The organism is Streptomyces achromogenes (assembly GCF_030816715.1).
In the GTDB taxonomy this organism is placed as follows: Bacteria; Actinomycetota; Actinomycetes; order Streptomycetales; family Streptomycetaceae; genus Streptomyces; species Streptomyces achromogenes_A.
In genome coordinates this window covers 154,207-177,510 of sequence record NZ_JAUSYH010000001.1, presented here as the reverse complement: position 1 = coordinate 177,510, position 23,304 = coordinate 154,207, and the positions used below count along the sequence as shown (strand labels likewise).

Genomic DNA, 23,304 nt, shown 5'->3' with positions numbered 1-23,304 from the left:
GGAGACATCGCGGTGGTGGCCCTGATATCCCGCTCCGTGGCCGCGGCCGACGGCGCAACTGGAGGTCTCATGACCCGGATCCGTGACCATCGGACCGTCCTGCATCGAGCCCGCGTCGCGACGTCGCTGGCCTTCCTGGCTTTCGGGACGGCGTTGGGCGCCTGGACCTCCCGCATCCCCGCGATCAAGCAGCGGCTCGACCTCGGGGACGGACAGTTGGCTGTCGGGCTGCTCGCCTTCGCAGCCGGCGCGATCACCGGCATGCAGGTCGTCGGCCGTCTCCTCGACCGGCACGGCAGCCGTACGGTGCTGGTCCCGATGGTCTTCGTCGAGGGACTGTTCCTGATCCTGCCCGCCATGGCGGGCGACGTAGTGACCCTCGCCGTCGCCCTCTACGCGTTCGGCGCCGTTCACGGCACCCTCAACATCGCCATGAACGCCAATGCCGTCGATGTGGAACGCGCCGCCGACAGGCCGCTCATGTCGTCCTTCCACGCGATCTACAGCATCGGCGGCTTCGTCGGGGCGGCGGCCGGTGGCCTGTCCGCCCATGCCGGTTTCGCCGCATCCACCACATTTCTCACCGTCGGCGCCGCCGTCGGCGCGGCCGCCCTGTGGACGGCACGCTGGGCGTTGCCCGCCGCCGACGTCTCATCGGTGACCCGGGACCGCTCCGAGACCGGAGACGACCGTCCACAGCGGAGCGCCGCCACTTCGGCCGGAGTACCGTTCCTCGGGATCCTGGTCTTCTGCTGCCTGGTCGGAGAGGGCGCGGCGGCCGACTGGAGCAGCGTCTATCTGCGCGACACGCTGGGTAGTGGAGCCGGGTTCGCGGCCGCGGCGTACGCCGCGTTCTCGATCATGATGGTGGCCGGCCGCCTCGTCGGGGACCGTTTGACTGCGCGGGTCGGCCCGGTAGCCCTGGTCCGTGGTTGCGGTGCCGTCGCGGCGGTCGGCCTGGGCGCCGCGCTGCTCGTCGGCCATCCGCTGGCAGGCATCGTCGGCTTCGGCTGTCTCGGTGCCGGTCTGTCCTGCATCGCGCCGCAGGTGTTCTCCGCCGCCGGCAGCCGCGACCCGACGCACGCCGGCCGCGCGCTCGCCCGCGTGGCCAGCATCGGCTACCTGGGCTTCCTGACCGGGCCGCTGCTCATCGGTGCCGTAGCGGAGCTGACCGGCCTGGCATGGGCCCTGATCATTCCCGTGGTCCTCGCCCTGTTCGTCACTCTGACGGCCGCCGCCCTGCGGCCACGACCGGCGGGGGTGGGTCCGCCGGGGGAGGCCCGTCCGCGTTCGCCGTCCGAGTGACGTAGGCCCGGCCGTGTCCCGCCGCCGGAGGCAAGGACGTGTCCCGCCGCCGGAGGCAAGGTTCGCGACAAGTTCATCTGCGCCAAGAACCAGCAGAACGCCGTCAGTCCATGGTGGTCACGGACGGCGAAGGCCGCGTGCCGTGGTGCAGCCCGGCGCGGCCCGCAAGCTGCGCGGACATCATCCACGCCCGCCAGTCAGGGCTGATCGAGCCAGAGCCGCTCGAACGAGGGCGTGACCCTCGCCGTGACGGCTCTGCTCGGGGCATGGCCTGCGGATTCCGCCACCGGTGGCTGGGCGGTGGAGCACTTGCCTCCGACCGGCGGTTTCGCCCTCCCCACGACCGCCTCGGGACTCGCCATGGCGATCACCCTCGGACACAGGGCGGTCGAAGGAATCCGGACCGATTCGTGCGCCCCCCATTGACGCGCTCACACCGTCCACATACCTTCCCCCGTCGAAGCGCTTCGACATCACGCATCGAAACGATTCGATGATTCGTGCGTGATGGCTCCGATACCCATCCGACTCCCCGGAGGCACTGGATGTTGACAGCACGACGGCGTGTGGTGGCGACGGCCGCGGTGGTCCTTTCCGGATCCCTGCTTCTGGCCTCCTGCGGTGGCTCGGACAGCGGATCCTCCGACGGCAAGACGCTGAAGCTGTGGCACTACGAGGGACCTGACAGCGCGATGGGCGCCGCCTGGAACGCGGCCATCAAGGAGTTCGAGGCCAAGCACCCGGGCGTGAAGGTGAAGTTCGAGGAGAAGGGCTTCGAACAGATCCAGAAGACCGCGCCCATGGTGCTCAACTCCTCCGACGCACCCGACATCATGGAGTACAACAAGGGCAACGCGACGGCGGGCCTGCTGTCCAAGCAGGGACTTCTCACCGATCTGACCGATGAGGTCGCCAAGCGCGGCTGGGACAAGAAGCTCAGCGCGGGTGTGAAGACCACGAGCCAGTACGACGCCAACGGCGTCATGAGCTCCGGCAAGTGGTACGGAGTGCCCAACTATGCCGAATACACCATGGTCTTCTACAACAAGGACCTGTTCAACAAGTACGGGATAGCCGAGCCGAAGACGTTCGACGACCTGACCGCCGCGATGGACAAGTTCGTGGCCAAGGGCATCACCCCGCTCGCCAACTCCGGTGCCGAGTACATGGCCCAGCAGTACCTCTACCAGCTCGCGCTGTCGAAGGCCGACCGCTCCTGGGTCGACAAGTACGAGCTGTACAAGGGCAAGACCGACTTCCACGACGCGGCCTGGACGTACGGCGCGACCACCTTCGCCGACTGGGTGAAGAAGGGCTACATCAGCAAGACGTCCAGCGGCGCCAAGGCCGAGGACGCGGGCGTCGCCTTCACCCAGGGCAAGAATCCGATCCTGTTCAGCGGGAGCTGGTGGTACGGGCGTTTCAAGACGGAGAACAAGTTCGACTGGGGCACCATGCTCTGGCCCGGCTCCAACCTCACCCTCGGCTCCGGCGGCAACCTCTGGGTCGTGCCCAAGGGCGCCAAGAACAAGGACCTCGCCTACGACTTCATCGACATCACCATGTCGCCGAAGATCCAGAACCTTCTGGGCAACAAGGGCGGCGTCCCGGTCGCGGCCGACCCGAACGCCATCACCGACCCGCGGTCCAAGACCCTCATCGCCGACTTCAACACGCTCTCCCAGCGTGACGGCCTCGCCTTCTACCCCGACTGGCCCGTCCCCGGCTTCTACGACACCCTCGTCTCCGAGACGCAGAAGCTGATCACGGGCAGCGAGCAGCCCGACGCCTACCTCAGCGCGCTGCAGAAGGCGTACGACCAGGGCGCGCCGAAGCAGTGACGATCACCGTCGAACGGGGCGCGCGGGCCGTCGGCAAGCGTCCGCACCCCGGTCCTCGCCGCCCCCGCTCCCAGAACTCGTACGCGCTCTTCCTGCTCCCCGGCGTGCTGGCGTTCCTCGCCGTGATCATCGTCCCGTTCCTGATGAACACGGGCGTCAGCTTCACCGAGTGGAGCGGCATCGGCTCGCCGAAGTGGACCGGGCTCGACAACTATCGCCGACTGCTGGACGACAGCGAGTTCTGGGCGTCGTTCCGGCACAGTCTGTTCATGGTCGTCGCCATGGCGGCCGTGCCGACGATGATCGGACTCGTCCTCGCCGCCGCGCTGTTCGACTACATCGGCAAGCACTTCGGCAGCAAGGTCGCCGCCGTGCTCCGCGCCTGCTTCTACCTGCCGCAGGTGCTGCCGATCGCGGTGGCGGGCATCGTCTGGAGCTGGATCCTCGCCCCCGACGACGGCTCGCTGAACGCGCTGCTGAAGGCGGTCGGTCTCGGCTCCTGGCAGCAGGACTGGCTCGGCGACCCGGACGTCGCCCTCTACAGCGTGATGGGGGTGATGGTGTGGGTGCAGCTCGGTTTCCCGCTGGTCGTCTTCATGGCGGGACTCCAGCGCGTCGACCCGCAGTTGTACGAGGCGGCCGAACTGGACGGCGCCGGCTGGTGGCGCCGCTTCCGGCACATCACGCTGCCGCAGATCAGGCCGGAGATCTATGTGGTGCTGACCTGGTGCACGGTCGCGGCGCTGAAGGTGTTCGGGGCGGTGTACGTGCTGACGAAGGGCGGCCCCGGCGGGGCGACCGACGTCCCGTCCTACTTCTCCTTCACCACCTTCTTCGAGAAGACGCAGGCCGGGTACGGTGCCGCGATCTCCACCGTCCTCACCGTGATCATCCTGCTCCTCGCGATGGTGGGCCTGAAGCTCCAGACCCGCGCCGAGGACGCCGAGGAAGGAGCCCGCGCATGACCGCCGTACGCACCGAGATCCGCACCCGGCGCCGCACGGCCCTCGGCCGCTCCCCGGTCCTCGTCGCCCTGTCCATCGCGGCCCTGTTCATGGTGCTGCCGTTCCTGATCGTCGCCGTCAACGCCGTGAAGTCGCCCGCCGAATACTCCCAGCACGGGCCGTTGAGCCTGCCGAATGGCCTGTACCTGGACGGTCTGAAGGACTTCTGGCAGCGCGTCGACTACGGCCAGAAGCTCCTCAACTCCGTTCTCATCAGCGGCTCGGTGGCCGTCCTGGCAGCGGTCCTGTCCGTGCTGAACGCGTACGCGATCGGCATCGGCCGCATCAAGGGACGCACCTGGGTGCTGGCCTTCTTCGTGCTCGCCAACGTGCTGCCGCAGGAGGCGCTGGTCTACCCGCTGTACTACCTCAGCAAGCAGGCCGGCCTCTACGACACCCGGCTGAGCGTGATCATCGTCTTCACGGTGATCCAGGCAGCCTTCGGCACCTATCTGCTCTCCTCGGTCCTCGGGCAGTTCCCGCGCGAGATCATCGAGGCCGCCCGGATCGACGGGGCGAACAAGTGGCAGGTGCTGTGGCGGATCGTGGTCCCGGTCAGCCGGCCCACGATCGGGGTGCTGCTCGTCTTCTTCTTCATCTGGACGTGGAACGAGTTCCTGCTGCCCCTGGTCATGCTGATCTCCAACGACAACCAGACGGTGTCGGTGGCGCTCGGCGTCCTGCAGGGCCAGCGCCTGATGGACGCCACGATGACCAACGCGGCAGCCCTGCTGGGCGTCCTGCCCGCCATCGTCTTCTTCCTCGTCTTCCAGCGCACTCTCACCCGCGGCATCGCCGTGGGCGCCGTCAAGTAGGGGGCACGCTTGAAGTTCACCGACGGCTACTGGCTGCTGCGCGAAGGCGTCACCGCAGCCCATCCGGTGCAGGTCCTGGACGTGACCACGCCCCCGGGAGCCCTTGAGATCCACGCCCCGACCCAGCCCATCCGCCACCGCGGCGACCTGCTGAAGGGACCGGTCGTGACGATCAGCGCGCACGCTCCCATGCCGGACGTCATCGGCCTCACCTTCACGCACTTCGAGGGCGAACAGCCCCGGGGGCCAAGGTTCGACATCCAGCGGGACGACGCCTTCACCCCGCACGCCGAGTACGACGAGGAGACGGCCACTCTCACCGCGGGCGTCCTCTCCGTCCGGGTCACACGCACCGGCCCCTGGCACGTCGACTTCATCGCCCACGGCCGCACCCTCACCACCAGCGGCCCCAAGAACATGGGCATCATGCGAGACGCCACCGGCGGCCACTACCTGCGCGAGCAGCTGGGCCTCGGGGTCGGCACGTCGGTGTACGGCCTCGGTGAACGCTTCGGGCCGCTGGTGAAGAACGGCCAGGTCGTCGACATCTGGAACGCGGACGGTGGCACCGCCACCGAACAGGCCTACAAAAACGTCCCGTTCTTCCTGACGGACGCGGGCTACGGCGTCTTCGTCGACCACCCGGGCAAGGTGTCCTTCGAGGTCGGCTCGGAGGCGGTGTCGCGGGTCCAGTTCAGCGTGGAAAGCCAGCAGTTGACGTACTACGTCATCTACGGGCCCACCCCGAAGGACATCCTGCGCAAGTACACCGCCCTCACCGGCCGCCCGGCCCTGCCGCCCGCCTGGTCGTTCGGCCTATGGCTGTCGACCTCCTTCACCACCTCCTACGACGAGGCCACCGTCACCTCCTTCATCGACGGCATGAAGGAACGCGAACTGCCCCTGTCGGTCTTCCACTTCGACTGCTTCTGGATGCGCGAGTTCAACTGGTGCGACTTCCAGTGGGACCCGCGGGTCTTCCCCGACCCGGAGGGCATGCTGTCCCGCCTGAAGGAGCGCGGGCTGCGGGTAAGCGTGTGGATCAACCCCTACATCGCGCAGCGCTCGCCGTTGTTCGCCGAGGGCAAGGCCCTTGGCCATCTGCTGAAGAGGCCGGACGGCAGTGTGTGGCAGTGGGACCTGTGGCAGCCGGGCATGGCCCTGGTCGACTTCACCAGCCCGGGCGCCCGTGCCTGGTACGCCGCCGAACTGGAGGCGCTGCTCACCCAGGGCGTCGACTGCTTCAAGACCGACTTCGGGGAGCGCATCCCGGTCGACGTGGCCTACGCGGACGGCTCGGACCCGGAGCGGATGCACAACTACTACACGTACCTGTACAACCGCACCGTCTTCGAGGTGCTGCGCAAGCACCGCGGTGAGCAGGAGGCCGTGGTCTTCGCCCGCTCGGCGACCGCGGGCAGCCAGAAGTTCCCCGTGCACTGGGGCGGCGACTGCGAGGCCACGTACGAGTCGATGGCCGAGTCGTTGCGCGGCGGGCTCAGCCTCGGTCTGTCGGGCTTCGGGTTCTGGAGCCATGACATCGGCGGCTTCGAGGGCACGCCGACGCCGGCGCTGTTCAAGCGATGGCTGGCCTTCGGGCTGCTGTCCTCGCACAGCCGGCTGCACGGCAGCTCCTCCTACCGGGTGCCGTGGCTGTTCGACGAGGAGTCCGTGGACGTGCTGCGGCACTTCACCCGGCTCAAACTGCGCCTGATGCCGTATCTGTACGAGGCCGCGCGCACCGCCCAAGAGGGCGTGCCGGTGATGCGGGCGATGGTGCTGGAGTTCCCGGACGACCCCGGCTGTGCGCACCTGGAGCGGCAGTACATGCTCGGCCCGGACCTGCTCGTCGCGCCGGTCTTCAGCGACGAGGGGGACGTCTCCTACTACGTACCCGAGGGCACGTGGACCGACTACCTGACCGGGAGGACGGTGACCGGACCGCGCTGGGCGCGCGAGCGGCACGGGTTCTCCAGTGTTCCGCTGCTGGTCAGGCCGGGTGCGGTGATCCCGGTCGGCGCGGTGGACGACCGCCCCGACTATCCGTACGCCGACGGGGTCACCCTGCGCGCGTTCGGGCTGGAGCAGGGCGCGCAGGTGACGGTGCCGGTCGGGGACGTGACCTTCACGGTCGTACGCGAGGGGAAGACACTGCGGGCCTCCTGCAGTGATCCCCGGGCGCCTTGGAGCCTTGCGAGCGGGGAGCGGACCGCCCGCGCGGCGGCGGGCACCGGGTTCCTCTCGCTGGAGGTGGACTCGGAGTGATGGTTCCTCGCCCCCCACAGGAGCTGGACTGACATGGTGAAGATCACGGACGTGGCCCGGCACGCGGGGGTCTCCCCCAGCACCGTTTCCTACGCCCTCAGCGGCAAGCGTCCCATCTCCGAGGAGACCCGGCTGCGCATCGAGGAGGCCATCCGCGAGCTGGGCTACCGCCCGCACGCCGGCGCCCGCGCGCTGGCCAGCAGCCGGTCCAACGTGCTGGCGCTGGTGATGCCGCTGCGCTCCGGGATCAACGTCCCGGTGGTCATGCAGTTCGCGGTGGCCGTCGTCACGGCCGCGCGCCGGCACGACCACGACGTGTTGCTGCTCACCCAGGAGGAGGGCGAGGACGGGCTGCGGCGCGTAGCGGACACGGCGTTGGTGGACGCGCTGATCGTGATGGACGTTCAGTTGCACGATCCGCGGCTGCCGCTGCTGCGGGCCCTGAACCGGCCGTCCGTGCTGATCGGGTTCCCTGCCTCCGCGCAGGGGCTGACCTGCATCGACCTCGACTTCATAGCGGCGGGCGAACTGTGCGTGGAGCACCTGGTGGGACTCGGGCACCGGGTGGTCGCGCTGGTCGGGTCGCCGCCGGAGGTGTACGTGCGGGGGACCGGGTTCGCGCAGCGGGTGGTGCAGGGGTTCACCGCGGCGGCCGACCGGCACCGGCTGGTGTCGTCGGTGCACCCCTGCGAGGCGGCGCCGGCCGCCGCGCGCGGGGTCGCCGAGCGGCTGCTGCGCGAGCAGCCCGCGCTGACCGGGGTGGTCGTGCACAACGAGGCGGTGCTCGAGCCGCTGATCGACGCCTTCGAGTCACTCGGCCTGCGCGTACCCGGCGATATGTCCGTCACCGCCATCTGCCCGGAGGAGCAGGCCGCCGACGCCCGGGTGCCGGTCACGTCCGTCGCCGTCCCGTCCGCCGAGGTGGGTGAGCGGGCGGTGGAGCTGCTGACGAAGAAGCTGGGTGGGTCGGCCGTTCCGGAAGCCACCCTCCTCGCCCCGCACCTCACGCTCCGCGCGAGCACCGCACCGCGCTCAGCACCCTGAAGCCCGGAAGGCTCGAAGCCGCGAGACCCGGCAGTTCGACCCGTTTCATCACGTTGCAAGGCCCTGATGAGAAGGAGCCGTGGCATGAATGACACGCGAGGAAGACGCAGAACCACCCTGGTCGTGGCGCTCGCCCTGATCGCGGGACTCGGCGCCACCGTCCCCGCCCAGGCCGACGACCCCGCCTACCCCTTCCGCAACCCGAACCTCCCTGTCGACCAGCGCGTGGACGACCTCCTCTCCCGCCTCACTCTCGACGAGAAGATCTCCCTCCTCCACCAGTACGAACCCGCTATCCCCCGCCTCGGCATCCAGTCCTTCCGCACCGGCACCGAGGCCCTGCACGGCGTGGCCTGGCTCGGGAAGACGACGGTTTTCCCCCAGGCGATCGGGCTCGCCGCCACCTGGGACCCTTCGCTGATCCGCCAGGTCGGCTCGGCGGTCGGCGACGAGGCCCGCGGCTTCCAGCAGCAGCGCCCGGCCGGCTGGGGCCTCAACCTGTGGGCACCGGTGGTGAATCCGTTGCGGGACCCGCGCTGGGGCCGCAACGAGGAGGGCTACTCCGAGGACCCGTACCTCACCGGCTCGATCGCCACGGCCTACGGCACGGGCCTTACGGGCGGCGACCCGAACCACCTGAAGACAGCACCCACCATCAAGCACTTCCTCGCCAACAACAACGAGATCCACCGCGACACCACATCCTCGCAACTGCGCCCGCGCGTGTTGAAGGAGTACGACGAGCAGGCGTTCAAGCCCGCGATCGAGGCGGACGCGACGACGGGCGTCATGTCCTCGTACAACCTCGTCAACGGCCGCCCCAACACGGTGAACCCGGCCCTGAACGACACCGTGCGCACCTGGACCTCGCAGGACCTGCTGAACGTCACGGACGCCTACGCGCCCGGCAACCTGGTCGGCAGCCAGAAGTACTACGGCACCCAGACCGAGGCGGACGCGGCGGCGCTGAAGGCCGGCATCGACAGCTTCACCGACAACGACACGGACTCCGGGCCGACGACGACCGCGCTCAAGTCGGCGCTGTCGTCGGGCTTGCTGAAGGAGTCGGACGTCGACACCGCGGCACGCCATGTCCTGAGCATCCGGGTGCGGCTCGGCGAGTTCGACCCCGGCGGCGGCAAGTACGGCTCCATCGACGCGTCCGTCATCGACAGCCCGGCGCACCGAGCGCTGGCCCGCAAGGCGGCGACCGAGGCGGCCGTGCTGCTGAAGAACGACGGCGCGCTGCCGCTGAGGAAGTCGGGGAGCGCGGCCGTGGTCGGCCCGCTCGCCGACACCCTCTACACCGACTGGTACTCAGGCAGTCTGCCGTACGCGGTGACGCCGAAGGACGGCATCGAGGCCAAGCTCGGCACGTCCGTAGCGAGCAGCGAGGGCGTGGACCGGATCACGCTGAAGGACACGGCGACCGGTAAATACGTGACGGCGGGGGCCGGGGACGCGGGTGCGCCGCTGAAGGAGACGACTGAGAACGGATCCGGCGCGCAGTTCGACGTGTTCGACTGGGGCTCGGGAGTCGTCGCCCTCCGCTCGGCCGCGAACGGGAAGTACGTCGGCTACAACTGGTCGAACTTCGTCAACGACCAGACGCAGCCGAACGGCTGGTTCGTGCAGCAGCAGTTCAAGCTGGAGCGGCAGGACAACGGGACGTACCTGCTGCGGTACGCGGGCTACGAGACCGGCGAGTCCTGGTGGTCGAACCCGGTGTACCTGGGCCCGGTGGACGCCGACGGCACGCTCGGCCTGGTGGCCGAGGACAAGGCCGCGCACTACTCGAAGGACGTGGTCCGCAGCGGCGTCGACGAGGCGGTCGCCGCGGTCAAGGGCAAGGACACGGCCGTCGTGGTGGTCGGCTCGATGCCGGCGATCAACGGGCGCGAGGCCCACGACCGCACGGACATGGGCCTGTCCCCGTCGCAGGAGGCGCTGGTCAAGGCGGTCCGCAAGGCCAACCCGAAGACGGTGGTCGTGGTCGAGAACAGCTACCCCACCACGCTGGGCGCGCTGCAGAAGGAGGTCCCGGCCCTGCTGTGGACGACGCACGCGGGCCAGGAGACCGGCACCGCGCTGGCCGACCTGCTGTACGGCGACGCGAACCCGGCGGGCCGCCTGACACAGACCTGGTACCGCTCGGATGCGGACCTGCCGTCGATCCTGGACTACGACATCATCAAGTCGAACCGGACGTACCTCTACTACAAGGGGCAGCCGCTCTACCCCTTCGGTTACGGACTGTCGTACACGACGTTCCGCTACGGCGGGCTGAAACGGGTCTTTGACGGTTATGAGGTGAAGGTCACCAACACGGGCCGCCGGGCCGGTGACGAGGTGGTCCAGCTGTACGTCCACCAGCGGGAATCCCGCGACAAGCAGCCGCTGAAGCAGCTGAAGGCGTACAAACGGGTGTCGCTGAAGCCGGGCGAGACGCAAACGGTCCGTCTGAAGCTGCGGGATTCGGACCTCGCGCACTGGGACGTCACGCGCTCGAAGTGGGTCGTGGAATCGGGGACGTACGACGTGATGGTCGGCGCGTCGTCGACGGACATCCGCTCGCGGACGTCGCTGAAAGTGCGGGGGGAGACCATCCCGCCCCGGGACCTGTCGGCGGTGACGTCAGCCGAAGACTTCGACGACTACAGCGCGACCAGCCTGGTCGACGAGTCCAAGGCCGGCGGGACGGCGGTGTCGGCCACGACGGGCGGGGCGTGGCTGAAGTTCGCGGACACGCGGCTCCGGTCAGGGGCTTCGGAGGTGACGGCCCAGCTGGCGGGCGCGTCCGGAACGCTGGAGGTACGGCTGGGTTCACCGACGGGCCGACTGGTGGGAACGGTCCGCTTCGACGGGACGTCGTCCCCGTACACGTACGAGACGGTGACGGCTCCGCTGACGGGAGCGAGGGGTCGTGCGGATGTGTACTTGGTGCTGAGCAAGGGGGTGCGCTTGTCGACGTTCAGCCTGCGCTGAGTAGTGGGCCGGTCAGCGGCGGATGACCCGGCCGAGAGGGCGTCCGCCTGCCGGTGACCGGGCATCTTCGGCGAGGCGGCGGTACGAGTCGTCTGCTGTCATCTGGCCTCTCGGCAGAACGCATTGAGGGCCCTGGGGCCGTACGGCCCAGGGCCCGAAGGAACGGCTGCACCATCTACCGGCCCTACTCCTGCGCCGGCCTTCTGCCTCCGCACACCCGACCGAACTGCTGCCGGGGATGCTGGGATCGCGGTTGCTCGACCGGAGACCGCCTCACTGTCGATGTCCTGCGGTACGCGGGCTCAAGACTTTCGCCCGGGCGACCCTGATGGCGCGCGAATCCTCCGTTCATTCCCTCATTGCTGGTGCTGCTCTCTGCCCACTGCTGGTGATGCGACCTGCTCCGCGGCCTGTCACAGCGCCGCTCCTCGGCAGCCGGCCCCGTTGCCCGTCCTGCATCTGCTGAGGCTTGGAACCCCACCGCCGAACCTCCCGGTGCGCGCGTCCGCAGCCGACGCCTTCACCGAGATGCCGTTTACTGACTTCACTGCTGGGGGAACTGCGGTACTACGGGGTACTGCTCGCGGCGGCCCCTGATCACTGCGGCGGGCGGGGACGGCGGTGCGTATCACGGCGTTCTGACAACGTGGCTGATCGCAGAGGCTACGTCCTCAGCGATATGCGTGGGTTGGTAGGAGTCCTGGGCCCAGGAACGTCCGTCCGTGACCCACACGCTTCGAAGGCCGAGCGTGCTGGCGCCCGCGATGTCGGCGTGGGGTGAATCACCGATGATCCATGCGCCTGGGAGGGGGACACCGACGGCATCGGCTGCCGCTTGGAAAATCTCCGGTTCTGGCTTCTTGTGGCCGACGGCTTCGGAGATGACCCAGCTGTGGACCAGTCGGTCGAGTCCGGTTTTCCTGATCTTCGCCTCCTGCTGGACGGTGCGGCCGTTGGTGACAATGACGCAAGTCCAGCCGTGCGCCCGCGCTTTGCCCAGCGCCTCGCGGGCCGACTGAGCCAGGACAACGCGGTTGGCGGCGCCGCTGTCGAGAAGGGCACGGACGGCGGCGGTTGGCACCACGTGGCCGTATCGGTCGGTCAGGGCTGCGGCGACCTCGCGACGCGCGGTGTAGCCGCCTGCGTCGATGGCCATCACCCACGGAAGGTCGGAGTTGGGCAAATCGTGCACGGCCAGGAAATCGGCGACGGCGGCGTGGAAGGCCGCGTCCCGGTCGACAAGCGTGTTGTCGAGGTCCAGCAGCAACAACGGCATGACCGGGAGTAGATCACGGGATCCGCTGCGAGGCAGGTCAGTTTCTGGCTGACAGCGGCCCGCGGCCGGCGAAGCGGAAGTTGTGGATCGTCAAGGATGGACTTCTGCAGGGCCACTCAGCAGCGGTAGTAGGGGTGGAAAAAAGGACTCCGCCATGTTTCGACGTCGGATTCACCGGGTTGGTGCGGTGCCTTTCGCACGTCGGCCACGCGCTGAGGGTCCGGCCGGAGTGTTCCGGTCGGACCCTCAGCGCTGCTCGGGCGGCGGCTCGCGCCTGCGCGCCGCTCAGACGGCCGCAGGGGCTCCGAGCAGTGCGGAAGCCTCTTGGTACGGGTCGAGAGTGCGTGCGGGCGCGGCGGTCCGGGAGACGTCGCGGCAGGTGAAGCCGAGCTGGGTCATGGCCCGCAGGACTTCGGCGGCAGTAAAATCGCGGCGGTCCTGGCGTGTGATCACCTGCCCGACCTGCTTGACGGGGTAGGTGCGGCGGCCGACGATCACGGACGTGCCGAGGACTTCCTCAGGCTTCACGCCTTTCATCGATTCCAGGACGCCGCTCTTGGTGAGGTCGAACGGGAAGCGGGCGATGACACAGCGCATGATGCCTCACAGGGAGAAGGAACGACGAGGGGGTTCTGTTGCGGTCGAGGCGGTTCAGCGGGCGACGATGCACGTGTCCGTGCAGGCGGAGCCGGCCCGGACCGCGGTGAGCCGGGCCGGGCCGGGGCCGAACGCGCGGATCACGAACTTCCTAGGCAGCCGTGTCGAGGGAGGACTGCCGCAGGCCCACGCGGCGGGCCGCCGCAGCGGGGCTGCGCCGACCGCGTGAGGCCGTGCCGCGCTTACGCCGCTCGGCCACCGGCGCGGTGATCGTCACCGGAATCCCGGAGGGGGCCTGGGCGCCGGTGATCCGGCTGAGTTCGTCCTCGCCGGAGTGGACCTGCGTGGTCCGGGGCACGATGCCGGCGGCGGTCATGAGGCGGGTCATGTCGCGGCGCTGGTGGGGAGTGACCAGGGTGACGACGCTGCCGGACTCGCCGGCGCGCGCGGTACGGCCGCCGCGGTGGAGGTAGTCCTTGTGGTCGGTCGGCGGGTCGACGTTGACGACGAGGTCGAGGTGGTCGACGTGGATGCCGCGGGCCGCGACGTTCGTGGCCACGAGCACGGTGACGTGCCCGGTCTTGAATTGGGTCAGGGTTCGGGTGCGCTGCGGCTGTGACTTGCCGCCGTGCAGGGCGGCGGCCCGCACACCGCAGTTCAGCAGGTCCTGCGTCAGCCGGTCGACGGCGTGCTTGGTGTCCAGGAACATGATCACGCGGCCCTCGCGCGCCGCGATCTGCGTCGTCGCCCACTGCTTGTCGGCGGCGTGGACGTGCAGCACGTGATGCTCCATCGTGGTGACCGCGCCTGCGGAGGGGTCGACGGAGTGGACGACCGGGTCGGTGAGGTAGCTGCGGACCAGGCGGTCGACGTTGCGGTCGAGGGTGGCGGAGAACAGCATCCGCTGGCCCTCGGGGCGGACCTGGTCCAAAAGCGCGGTGACCTGGGGCATGAAGCCCATGTCGGCCATCTGGTCGGCCTCGTCCAGGACCGTGATCGCGACCTGGTTGAGTCGGCATTCACCGCGGTCGATGAGGTCCTTGAGCCGGCCCGGCGTCGCGACGACGACCTCGGCGCCACCGCGCAGCGCACTGGCCTGCCTGCCGATCGACATTCCGCCGACGACGGTGGCCATGCGCAGCTTCACCGAGCGGGCGTAAGGGGTGAGCGCGTCGGTCACCTGCTGGGCCAGTTCACGCGTCGGCACGAGGACGAGGGCCAGCGGCCGGCCGGGCTCGGCGCGCTGTCCGGCGGTGCGGGCCAGCAGGGCCAGGCCGAAGGCGAGGGTCTTGCCGGAGCCGGTGCGCCCGCGGCCCAGGACGTCGCGCCCCGCGAGGGTGTTGGGCAGGGTCGCGCCCTGGATCGGGAACGGGACGCTCACACCTTGTGCGGTCAGCGCGGCCAGCAGCGGCCCCGGCATGTCGAGGTCGGCGAACCTCTCGACTGCGGGCAGCGGGGGAGTGATGGTCTCCGGTAGGGCGAACTCTCCCTGGACCGCTGCGGGCCGCCGGCCGTGGCCGCCCGAGCGGCTCGAGGTGGGCGAGCGGAAGCGTCCGCCCTGCCTCGAACCGGTGCTGGGGGCGAAAGCGGGTCCGTCGGTCCGGCGGGAGCGGGAGGAGCGGCCGTTCGTACGTGTGGGGTTCATGGAGAACCTTCCTTGATACGGCGCGTATCAAGGAATTCCCGCAGCAGGAGAACAGCGCGGGGAATCACAAGAACGGGCCGGAATGGAATGTGTAAGTGAATATGGCGTGCAGTGGAGACCCGCTGCGGGGTGCAGGCGGTGGAACGGGGGCGTCATGTGGTCATGGAATCCCGGACGCCGGCCGGTTCAGCTCCGAAGAAGCACGCATCCGTGAGGGATCGCCGCGTGCGGTGGGCCGCCACGGCAGGAATGTCCGCAGCTGGGGCCCGCACCCCGAGGGATGCGGGCCCCAGCTGCGAAGTGTGCGCCGACGTCAGGCGAGAACGATGTTCTCAGCTGTCGGGCCTTTCTGGCCCGCCGCGATGTCGAAGGTGACCTTCTGGCCTTCGAGCAGCTCGCGGTAGCCGCGGGCGGCGATGTTCGAGAAGTGGGCGAAGACGTCGGGGCCGCCGCCCTCCTGCTCGATGAAGCCGAAACCCTTGGCTGCGTTGAACCACTTCACCATGCCTGATGCCACGTCATATCTCCTCTGGGGCAGTACGCCGGGACCCGTGATGCACGGATACCAGGTCGCCGCGATGATGCCCCGTCCGGGAAAAACCGGCAATGACGAAAGCTTCCGGTGGCCGGGATATGCCGGCGACGGAGCTTGAAGTTTTTTGGGAACCACAACTGCAACTGAGATCAACAGTAGCATGAGGTAGCAGGTCGTGTACGGAGGATATTTCCGCTCTGCCAGTTGCGGTAAAAACGCTCCCCGTGCGGCGTGGTAAATCCTCATCTCGGGGTCACAGATATTTTCCCGGCCGGGATCGCGGTGTTTCTGCAGGAGCGGTGGCTGTTCACGGCCGGGAGCGGTGTGATCTTCCCGGCGGCGTCGCACTTCGCCCGGCGGCGTCGCACTTCGCCCGGCGTCGGGCGCATCGGCCCGTCGCCGGGCGCGGCCCTGCTCACGTGCTGCCCAGGATCGGGCCACCGTGCGCCCGGAGGGCCGACGCCCGGTGCCGGGTCGGCAGTGGGCGCCTGGCCTGGAATGCCACAGAGGCCGGCCGCCAGGATCGGTGACTACCTGCACGTCCACGCCGTGGCGGCGGTGCGTGGCCGGGCAGTCCCGTTGATGACGCTCTTTGCAATCGGCCACCCAGACAAGCGCGACAATTTCACCGTCAATCGAAGCGGGGCCGTACTCGCGGAGGTGCTCCGCTGGCGTCGAGGTGTTCGCTCTGCCGGAGCGGCTGACCCGAGCGCTCGGCAAAGCGAGTTCCGCCGAACTCGAAGATCTCGCAGGCCGCTGGATGACGCGGCTCCGGTCTGAGACCGTGTTTGAGATCTGTCGTGTCCCGGGGCGGGAGGGGGCGTTGGGCCTTGGGTGAGTGGCTCTGGGGACGGGTATCCGTCGGATCTGACGGATGAGCAGTGGGCTCTGGTCGAGCCATTACTGCCGGCGGCGAGGGTCGGGCCGAAGGGCGGACGGCGGGAGAAGCACCCACGTCGGCGGATCGTGGACGCGATCTTCTATGTAGTACGGACCGGGTGCGCTTGGCGCCAGCTGCCGAAGGACTTCCCGCCCTGGCCCACTGTGTACTGGTACTTCACCTGGTGGCATGACGACGGCACCGTCGAGCGGGTCCACGACACGTTGCGTGGCCGGGCCCGTGAGGCTGACGGCCGTAACGCGGAGCCGAGCGCCGGGCTGATCGACTCGCAGTCCGTGCGCACGGCCGATACGGTCCCTGCCGACAGCCGGGGCTTCGACGCGGGCAAGAAGGTGAAGGGCCGCAAGCGGTTCATCGTCACGGACACTCTGGGCCTGCTGCTGGCAGTTCACGTGGTCGCGGCGAACATCCAGGACCGCGATGGCGCGAAGCGTTCACTGCTGTGGACCCGCCTTGATCATCCGGGCGTGCAGAAGATCTGGGCGGACCAGGGCTTCGCCGGCCGCCTCGTGGAGTGGTCAAGCACGATCCTCGGCCGTGAGTTGGAGATCGTGCGCAAAGCTCCGGACCAGCGCGGATTCCAGGTCCAGCCCAAGAGATGGGCGGTTGAGCGCACTTTCTCGTGGCTCACCGCTCACCGCCGTCTCGCGCGTGACTACGAGAGCAGCCCGGCCCGGTCGGAGACCATGATCCGCTGGGCGATGATCGGCATTATGGTCCGCAGACTCACCCGTGGCCGACCAGCGACGCGTCCGGGCCCGCGCTTGCTCCTGCGAGACGTTCCGTAGATTTGTCGGCCGTCCCTTCGATGGGGACCGTCCTGCGTCGGTGCTCTATGGAGCCAGGAAGCGTTCAACCTTCTGCTGCAGGTCAGGGGGCAAACCGGTCAGCTTCAAGACGATCACGCGAAGTTCTCGGCTGAGTTCGGAACACTCGGCCCAGACTGATGGGTTCCTGGTGAGGACCGCGGACAGCAGATCGCCTTCGTACATGTGCCCCTCTGCCATCGGGTTGTCCCGCAGTACCTCCAGTGCCAGTGGCAGGAGGTGGGGCAGGCCGATGTCCTGCCCGATCAACAAGCGCATGTCCTCGACGGTCAGCTCGCCGATCGGCCGACGCCGCAAGGCGAGTGCAGTAGCGACAAGACGGGTGTCGTCGGCTGACGGGGCTGGCCAGCGGTCGCGTTCAAGCTCTTCAAGGGAGCAGTCACGATTCAAGGGGCGCGTCACCGATCGATTGTCCTACGACCAGATCTCAAACGCGGTCTGAGAGGTCGTTTTCATCTGTCTTGCCTGTTTATAGACGGATTCCCGATGGGTGAGGATGCGATGCGAAGGAGGCAGCCGGTGTGGCTGGGGTCGATGAGTCCTGAGGTGTGGCTGTTGGGGCGGAGTGCTGCTTGTTCCTGTCTCATCCCAGGATGCCCGGCTTCCCAGGCTGCGTGCTTCCGTCGTCATTGCTGTGCGCCTGGGCGCACTCGTTGAGCGGCGGTACGCCGGAGGCATGCCAAGCCGACGTCCTTATCCAAGTGATCTGTCCGATGCCCGCTGGGAGTTGGTCGAGCCGGTCCTGGCGGCCTGGCGCTTCGAGCGCCGCGGCAGGGCCCTGGACTTCGGCCGGCCGCCGGAACACGACCTGCGCGACATCATGGACGCGATCTTGTATGTGGACCGCACCGGCGTCCAGTGGCGCTACCTCCCGCACGACTTCCCGCACTGGAACACGGTCTACGGCTACTTCGCCAGGTGGCAGCAGGAAGGCGTATTCGCCCAGCTCAACGGCCTGCTCAGGCAACTCTTACGACAGAAGGAAGGCCGGGAGGCCGAACCGTCGGCCTGCGTGATCGACGCGCAGAGCGTGAAAACCTCCACCAGCGTGCTCGCCACCAGCCAGGGCATCGATGCCGGCAAGAAGATCGTCGGACGGAAACGGAGCATCGTCACCGACACCATCGGCCTTGTGCTCGCCGTGCTGGTCACCGCGGCAAGCGTGCAGGACTCCATCGCCGGCACCCAGCTCCTGGACCAGGTCGCCGCCGCACATCCCAGCATCCGCAAAGCGTGGGTCGACGGCGGCTACCGCCAGCACCTCGTCGAGCACGCAGCCACCCTCGGCATCGACATGGAAATCACTCAACGCAAGCCCGGCACCAAGGGGTTCGTCCCGATCTCGAAGCGGTGGGTGGTCGAGCGGACCTACGGCTGGCTCATGCTCCACCGCCGACTGGCCCGCGACTACGAAACCCACCCGCACCGATCCGAAGCCATGATCCACATCGCCATGACCGACCTCATGGCCCGCCGCCTCACCAGCGAGAACACCATCTCCTGGCGCGACCCGGAACCGCAGACCAAACAGCAGATTCCGGGATGAAACAACGGGAGAAAACGACCTCTGAGGACGGCGACGATATGACCGACGATGATCTCCTTGCGGTCTTGCAGGGCGTTGCCCGCCTTGCAGCGTCTGCGACGAATACGGGTGGCGGCCTCTACAGCTGGAGCTTCTGACTGTTCCCCCGCGAGGACCGCTCGTTCTTCACGCCGCTGTATGCCAGGGGCTCGGTCCCGATGGCGTCGAAGTACAGGGTCGAGCGCCGTGGCGCGTGTCGCCGTGATCCACATCGCCATGAACCGACCGCATGGCCCGCCGCCTCACCGGCGAGAACACCATCTCCTGGCGCGACCCGACCCGCAGAGCAAACGGCGGATTCCGGGATATGACACCGGGATAGCACGACCTCTCAGCGTGTCCCTCCTTCTGCGACAGCGTCAAACTTCAGGCCGATGTGGCGGGAGCCGGCCACCTGGCCGGCGATCGGTTCCAACTCGGCGAGTTCCTCCGCGGTGAGCTCCAGGGCCGCAGCGGCGGTGTTCTCCTCCAGCCGGGTCCGTCGACGGGTGCCGGGGATGGGTATGACCGTCAGGCGGTGGACGGATGCCCGCTGGTGGAGCCAGGCCAGCGCGATCTGGCCCGGTGTCGCGCCCCGCTCCATCGCGATCCGCTTGACCGGGGCCAGCAACGCGGTGTTGTGTCGGCCGTTCTTCCCGGTGAAGCGCGGCATTGTGCGGCGCCAGTCGTCGCCGGACAACTCGTCGACGCTGGTGAAGGCGCGGGCGAGGAAACCCCGGCCCAGAGGCGAGTACGGCATGAACGCCACACCGAGCTCCGCCGCGGTCGGAACCGTCGCCGTTTCGACGTCGCGGGAGAACAGCGACCACTCCGACTGGACTGCGGCGATCGGATGGATCTCGTGGGCGGCCCGCAGATGTTCGCCGGTGACCTCGCACAGGCCCAGCCAGCGGACCTTGCCTTCCCTCACCAGCCCGGCCATGGCACCGACGGTCTCTTCGACCGGTATGCCGGGGTCGAGCCGGTGGACGAAGTAGAGGTCGATGGTGTCGACCCCGAGACGTCGCAGACTCCCTTCGACAGCGGCACGCAGATATCCGGGCGAGTTGTCGATCCCCCGGTATCTGGGGTCGTCGGCCCTGCGTACGAGGCCGAACTTGGTGGAGATCACCACTTGGTCGCGGTGTCCGCGCAGGAACCGGCCGACCAGTTCCTCGTTGTGACCGTGGCCGTAGTTGTCGGCGGTGTCGAAGACGGTGACCCCGAGTTCCACCGCCCGGCCCAGGGTTTCCCACGACTCCGCGGAGTCGCTCGGGCCGTAGAACTCACTCATCCCCATGCAGCCGAGCCCCTGCACGCCGACGGGCCGCCCGGACCTTCCCAGCGGAGTGGTGGACAGCGTCGCAGGAGCGGTCACGCGTCCGCCGTCCTCGTGAGTTCGGCGGCACGTCGCGCGTCCCGGCCGGGCCAGAGAGCCCCGGAGGCAAGGTCCTCGTCGACCCTGGCGAGCAGCTCAGCGTCGATCTGTCGGATGTCGTCGACCATGTAGCGGACGCCGGTGGTCTCCATCTCGGCGCGCTGAAAGTTGTGCGGCATGGAGGCGGGTACGCCGATGAAGCCGGAGCCCAGGCACTTGGTGACCTCCGCCACCCGGTTGATGTCGTCGACGAAGAGGACCTCGTCGAACTCGTAGCCGAAAATACGTGCGATTTCCTTGGTGCCGGGCCGGAAGTCGTTCACGTCGACGTAGGGGATCTCGGAGTCGAAGAACCCGGCCAAGTGGCCGAGGTACTTGTCGAAGGTGTACTCACGGTTGCGGCCGCCGTAGCAGACCACCCGGACGCCGGTCTCCTTGAGGACGGCGAGGAACTCCGCGGTGCCATCGATCACCTCGACCGGGTGCGCCGTGAGGTATTCGTCGCGCTCCTCGAAGAACGCGTCGATGGTTTCCCTCGCCGACCACGGGAGCCGGCAGGCCAGGGCCATGTTCTGGCCCGCCGCAAGCTGCGGCGAGCCCCACACACCACGCTCGACGGCAGCCGTGTACTCGCCTCCATGCCGTCGCACGAAGCGCTCGATGACAGGGCTGTAGGTGTCGTTGAGCAGCACGCCGTCGCTGTCCAGGGCCACCAGGCGGATCTTTTCGAAGGTGCTCATGGGTGTCTCCCGTTGGGGGATGTGGTGGATGGGGAACTGTTCTCGGGTCCGCGGTTCAGGAAGCGGCCAGTACGAGCGCCGCGTTGTGGCCGCCGAAGCCCAGCGACGTGCTGACGGCGACATCGATGACGGCATCGCGTGCGACGCCGCTCACCACGTCGATCTCGACCTCTGGGTCGAGCCGCGTCAGGTTGGCCGTGGGCGGAACGCTGCGGTGCTCGATGGCGAGCGCGGTGTACGCCGCCTCGATGGCACCCGCCGCGGCAAGCGCGTGGCCGGTCACACCCGTTGGTGGAGGTCACCAAGGGGCGGTCGCCCAGGACCCGGTGGAGCATGCGGCCCTCGGTGACGTCGTTGAGCGGGGTCCCGGTGCCGTGTGCGTTGACGTGGTCGACGTCGGCGGCCGTCATCCCGGCGTCGGCCAGAGCCGCCCGCAAGGCCTGCTCGATACCGTGGCCTTCGGGGCTGGGAGACGTCGCGTGGTAGGCGTCCGTGGCGCTGCCGAACCCCCGCACCACGGCTCGGACGTGGGCGCCGCGGGCCCGTGCGTCCTCCGGGCGTTCCAGGACGAGCACGCCGGCTCCCTCCGCGGCCACGAATCCGTCACGGCAGGCGTCGAAGGGACGTGATGCCGTGCTGGGATCGTCCCCGCGCCGGGACAGCGCGCCCATCTTGCCGAGCCCGGCGATGACCAGCGGTGTCAGCGCCGACTCGGTGCCCCCCGCCAGGACCACGTCGCATGCCCGGGAGCGCAGGAGTTCACGGGCGGTGCCCACCGCGGTCGTGCCGGAGGCGCACGCTGTGGCCGTGACCAGGCTGGGCCCCGTCGCCCCGATGTCGATGGCGACGTAACCGGCGACCATGTTCACCATTAGCCGTGGGATCAGGAGAGGGGAGACCTTCCGCGGACCGCCTTCCAACAGGGTGGAGTGCTGGCGTTCGAAGGTCCCGACCCCGCCGAGCGAGTTGCCGAGGACGACCCCGACACGTGCGCCGTCCCAGGCGACCGGGTCCCAGCCGGCGTCCTCCAGGGCCTGCCGGGAGGCGACCAGGGCCAGTTGCACGAACCGCTCCAACTGCCAGGACGAGGAGCCTGTGAGCAGTTCCCGTGGGGCGAACCCCGGTATCCGGCAGCTGAAGGAGACCGGGGAGTCCCGCAGGTTCTCGTCGGCCGTGGCGCAGGAGACTCCGGACTGGACGCGGTCCCAGTTCTCCTTGACCCCGATGCCCGCCGGCGTCACCAGCCCCAGGCCGGTGATCGCCGCCCCGAAGGATTTCGGTCTGCTCGTCATCGGACCGCGGTTCCCTTGGCCGCTACCAGAGCGGCCGTGTCGCCGATGGTCATGGTGTCGGTCAGTTCGCCCTCCTCCACAGTGATGCCGAACTCCTTCTCCAACACGAGTGCCAGCTCGACGAGTGTGAGGGAATCGAACTTGAGTAGCGCGAGTGTCACATCGGAGTCGACCGCATCGGGAGTGATCTCGAAATCTGTCGACAGCACCTTGGCGATGCGCTCTTCGAACGCATGCATCATCGCTCTCCTCACTGTTTGGAATCCTGGTCGTGGAATGTGTGTCTACGGGGTGTTCAGCTGGGGCCAGACGAGGGCCACCGACCCCCAGGTGAGTCCTCCGCCGAAACCGCAGAGCACCACGCGGTGGCCCGGGAGGAGTTCACCCGAGGCGACGCCGTCGGCCAGTGCCAGTGGGATGGAGGCGGCCACGGTGTTGCCCAGCTGGTCGATGTTGGTGACGAACCGTTCGACCGGTTGGCCCAGCCGCTTGGCGGTGGCGGTGAGGATTCGGGCGTTGGCCTGGTGAAGTACGAACCTGTCGACGGTTTCCAGCGGCCACCCGGTCCGGGCGCCGGTCTCTCGAACCGATTCCGACATGCGGTGTACCGCCTGGGCGAAGACGGCCTGCCCCCGCATCGTGAGGTACGTGCCCTCCAGGTCGGTCGGCAGGCCCGTGGACCGCTGGCGGGATCCGCCGCCGGGGATCTCGATGAGATCGCTGCGGCTGCCGTCGCTGCCCAGACCGAGGTCCAGGAGGGCACCGTCCTGCTCCGGGGATCCGGCGCGCAGCACCACTGCTCCGGCGCCGTCGCCGAAGACGGCCCTCGTGGCGCGGTCCGATGGGGAGAGGACCGTGGAGAAGGTGTCCGCGCCGATGACGAGGACGCTGTCGGCGGTGGCCGTGGCGATCAGACCCGCCCCGACCGCCAGGGCGTAGACGAAACCGGAGCACACCGCCGCCACGTCGAACGCCGGGACGGTGCCCAGGTTCAGCCGGCTGGCCACCTGGGGGGCCGTCGCCGGGCAGAGCCGGTCCGGAGTGCTCGTCGCGAGGACGAGTGCGTCGGCGGTCATCGTCCCGGCCGATTTCAGTGCCCGTCGCCCAGCCTCAACGGCGAGATCGCTGGTGGCCTCACCGGGAGCGATCACGCGCCGTTGCCGAATGCCCGTGCGGGTGCGTATCCATTCGTCATCGGTGTCCAGGCACGACGCGAGTTCCTCATTGGTGACCACCGTGGGGGGCGCCCACGCCCCCAGCCCGGTGAGCACTGCCGCTCGGCTCATGGAT

At 68.6% G+C, this 23,304-nt stretch carries 18 protein-coding genes and 1 pseudogene; 9 read left to right on the top strand and 10 right to left on the bottom strand.

Features of this window, described 5'->3' with window-relative positions:
* The first annotated feature begins 69 nt into the window (after positions 1–69).
* The 7 genes from QF032_RS00845 (at position 70) to QF032_RS00815 (ending at position 11,259) form a co-directional block, all read left to right on the top strand.
* Positions 70–1,305: an MFS transporter gene (locus QF032_RS00845; RefSeq protein ID WP_307054389.1), complete on the top strand. Its 1,236-nt coding sequence runs from the start codon at positions 70–72 to the stop codon at positions 1,303–1,305.
* 545 nt (positions 1,306–1,850) lie between these two features.
* Complete coding sequence (locus tag QF032_RS00840; protein WP_307039068.1) at positions 1,851–3,146, top strand: ABC transporter substrate-binding protein; 1,296 nt, start codon at positions 1,851–1,853, stop codon at positions 3,144–3,146.
* Positions 3,143–4,111, top strand: a complete 969-nt coding sequence (locus QF032_RS00835) for a carbohydrate ABC transporter permease (protein WP_307039067.1) — start codon at positions 3,143–3,145, stop codon at positions 4,109–4,111. The genes QF032_RS00840 and QF032_RS00835 overlap by 4 nt, the downstream gene beginning before the upstream one ends.
* Positions 4,108–4,965: a carbohydrate ABC transporter permease gene (locus tag QF032_RS00830; RefSeq protein WP_306945650.1), complete on the top strand. Its 858-nt coding sequence runs from the start codon at positions 4,108–4,110 to the stop codon at positions 4,963–4,965. Before QF032_RS00835 ends, QF032_RS00830 begins: the two co-directional genes overlap by 4 nt.
* 9 nt (positions 4,966–4,974) lie before the next feature.
* Entirely contained in the window at positions 4,975–7,230 is a 2,256-nt protein-coding gene (gene yicI / locus QF032_RS00825; protein ID WP_307054387.1) for an alpha-xylosidase, read from the top strand.
* Between the two features lie 33 nt (positions 7,231–7,263).
* Entirely contained in the window at positions 7,264–8,274 is a 1,011-nt protein-coding gene (locus tag QF032_RS00820; RefSeq protein ID WP_307039065.1) for a LacI family DNA-binding transcriptional regulator, read from the top strand.
* 84 nt (positions 8,275–8,358) lie between these two features.
* Positions 8,359–11,259 (top strand): glycoside hydrolase family 3 protein, encoded by a 2,901-nt coding sequence (locus QF032_RS00815; protein WP_307054385.1) that lies wholly within the window; start codon positions 8,359–8,361, stop codon positions 11,257–11,259.
* 628 nt (positions 11,260–11,887) lie between these two features.
* Here the strand turns inward: QF032_RS00815 and QF032_RS00810 are convergent.
* The 4 genes from QF032_RS00810 to QF032_RS00795 form a co-directional block, all read right to left on the bottom strand.
* The gene (locus QF032_RS00810; protein ID WP_307054383.1) at positions 11,888–12,535 is read right to left on the bottom strand and encodes an HAD family hydrolase; all 648 of its coding nucleotides are present in this window, start codon (positions 12,533–12,535) and stop codon (positions 11,888–11,890) included.
* 285 nt (positions 12,536–12,820) lie between these two features.
* Positions 12,821–13,132, bottom strand: coding sequence for an SCO5918 family protein (locus QF032_RS00805; protein WP_307039058.1), 312 nt, complete (start codon positions 13,130–13,132; stop codon positions 12,821–12,823).
* 151 nt (positions 13,133–13,283) lie between these two features.
* A complete protein-coding gene (locus QF032_RS00800) occupies positions 13,284–14,777 on the bottom strand; it encodes a DEAD/DEAH box helicase (RefSeq protein WP_307054381.1) in 1,494 nt (497 codons plus the stop codon).
* Between the two features lie 313 nt (positions 14,778–15,090).
* Positions 15,091–15,294 carry a cold-shock protein gene (locus tag QF032_RS00795; RefSeq protein ID WP_307054379.1) on the bottom strand — a complete coding sequence of 68 codons (204 nt, stop codon included), beginning with the start codon at positions 15,292–15,294 and terminating at the stop codon, positions 15,091–15,093.
* A gap of 813 nt (positions 15,295–16,107) precedes the next feature.
* Here QF032_RS00795 and QF032_RS00790 point away from each other — a divergent pair.
* Positions 16,108–17,001: an IS5 family transposase gene (locus QF032_RS00790; RefSeq protein ID WP_307060128.1), complete on the top strand. Its 894-nt coding sequence runs from the start codon at positions 16,108–16,110 to the stop codon at positions 16,999–17,001.
* 45 nt (positions 17,002–17,046) lie between these two features.
* Here QF032_RS00790 and QF032_RS00785 read toward each other — a convergent pair whose 3' ends face one another.
* Positions 17,047–17,442: a contact-dependent growth inhibition system immunity protein gene (locus tag QF032_RS00785; RefSeq protein WP_307038924.1), complete on the bottom strand. Its 396-nt coding sequence runs from the start codon at positions 17,440–17,442 to the stop codon at positions 17,047–17,049.
* 274 nt (positions 17,443–17,716) lie between these two features.
* Between QF032_RS00785 and QF032_RS00780 the strand changes: the two genes are divergently transcribed.
* Complete coding sequence (locus tag QF032_RS00780; protein WP_307038950.1) at positions 17,717–18,586, top strand: IS5 family transposase; 870 nt, start codon at positions 17,717–17,719, stop codon at positions 18,584–18,586.
* A 370-nt stretch (positions 18,587–18,956) separates the two neighbouring features.
* Here the strand turns inward: QF032_RS00780 and QF032_RS00775 are convergent, their stop codons facing one another.
* The 5 genes and pseudogenes from QF032_RS00775 to QF032_RS00755 form a co-directional block, all read right to left on the bottom strand.
* Positions 18,957–19,982 carry an aldo/keto reductase gene (locus QF032_RS00775; protein ID WP_307039051.1) on the bottom strand — a complete coding sequence of 342 codons (1,026 nt, stop codon included), beginning with the start codon at positions 19,980–19,982 and terminating at the stop codon, positions 18,957–18,959.
* Positions 19,979–20,722, bottom strand: coding sequence for an HAD family hydrolase (locus tag QF032_RS00770; protein WP_307039049.1), 744 nt, complete (start codon positions 20,720–20,722; stop codon positions 19,979–19,981). The genes QF032_RS00775 and QF032_RS00770 overlap by 4 nt, the downstream gene beginning before the upstream one ends.
* 55 nt (positions 20,723–20,777) lie before the next feature.
* Positions 20,778–22,014 (bottom strand): annotated as a pseudogene (locus QF032_RS00765) (beta-ketoacyl-[acyl-carrier-protein] synthase family protein).
* Positions 22,011–22,253, bottom strand: a complete 243-nt coding sequence (locus QF032_RS00760) for an acyl carrier protein (protein WP_307054377.1) — start codon at positions 22,251–22,253, stop codon at positions 22,011–22,013. Before QF032_RS00760 ends, QF032_RS00765 begins: the two are co-directional and overlap by 4 nt.
* Before the next feature lie 45 nt (positions 22,254–22,298).
* Positions 22,299–23,300, bottom strand: a complete 1,002-nt coding sequence (locus QF032_RS00755; RefSeq protein WP_307054375.1) for a beta-ketoacyl-ACP synthase III — start codon at positions 23,298–23,300, stop codon at positions 22,299–22,301.
* Between the last annotated feature and the right edge of the window lie 4 nt (positions 23,301–23,304).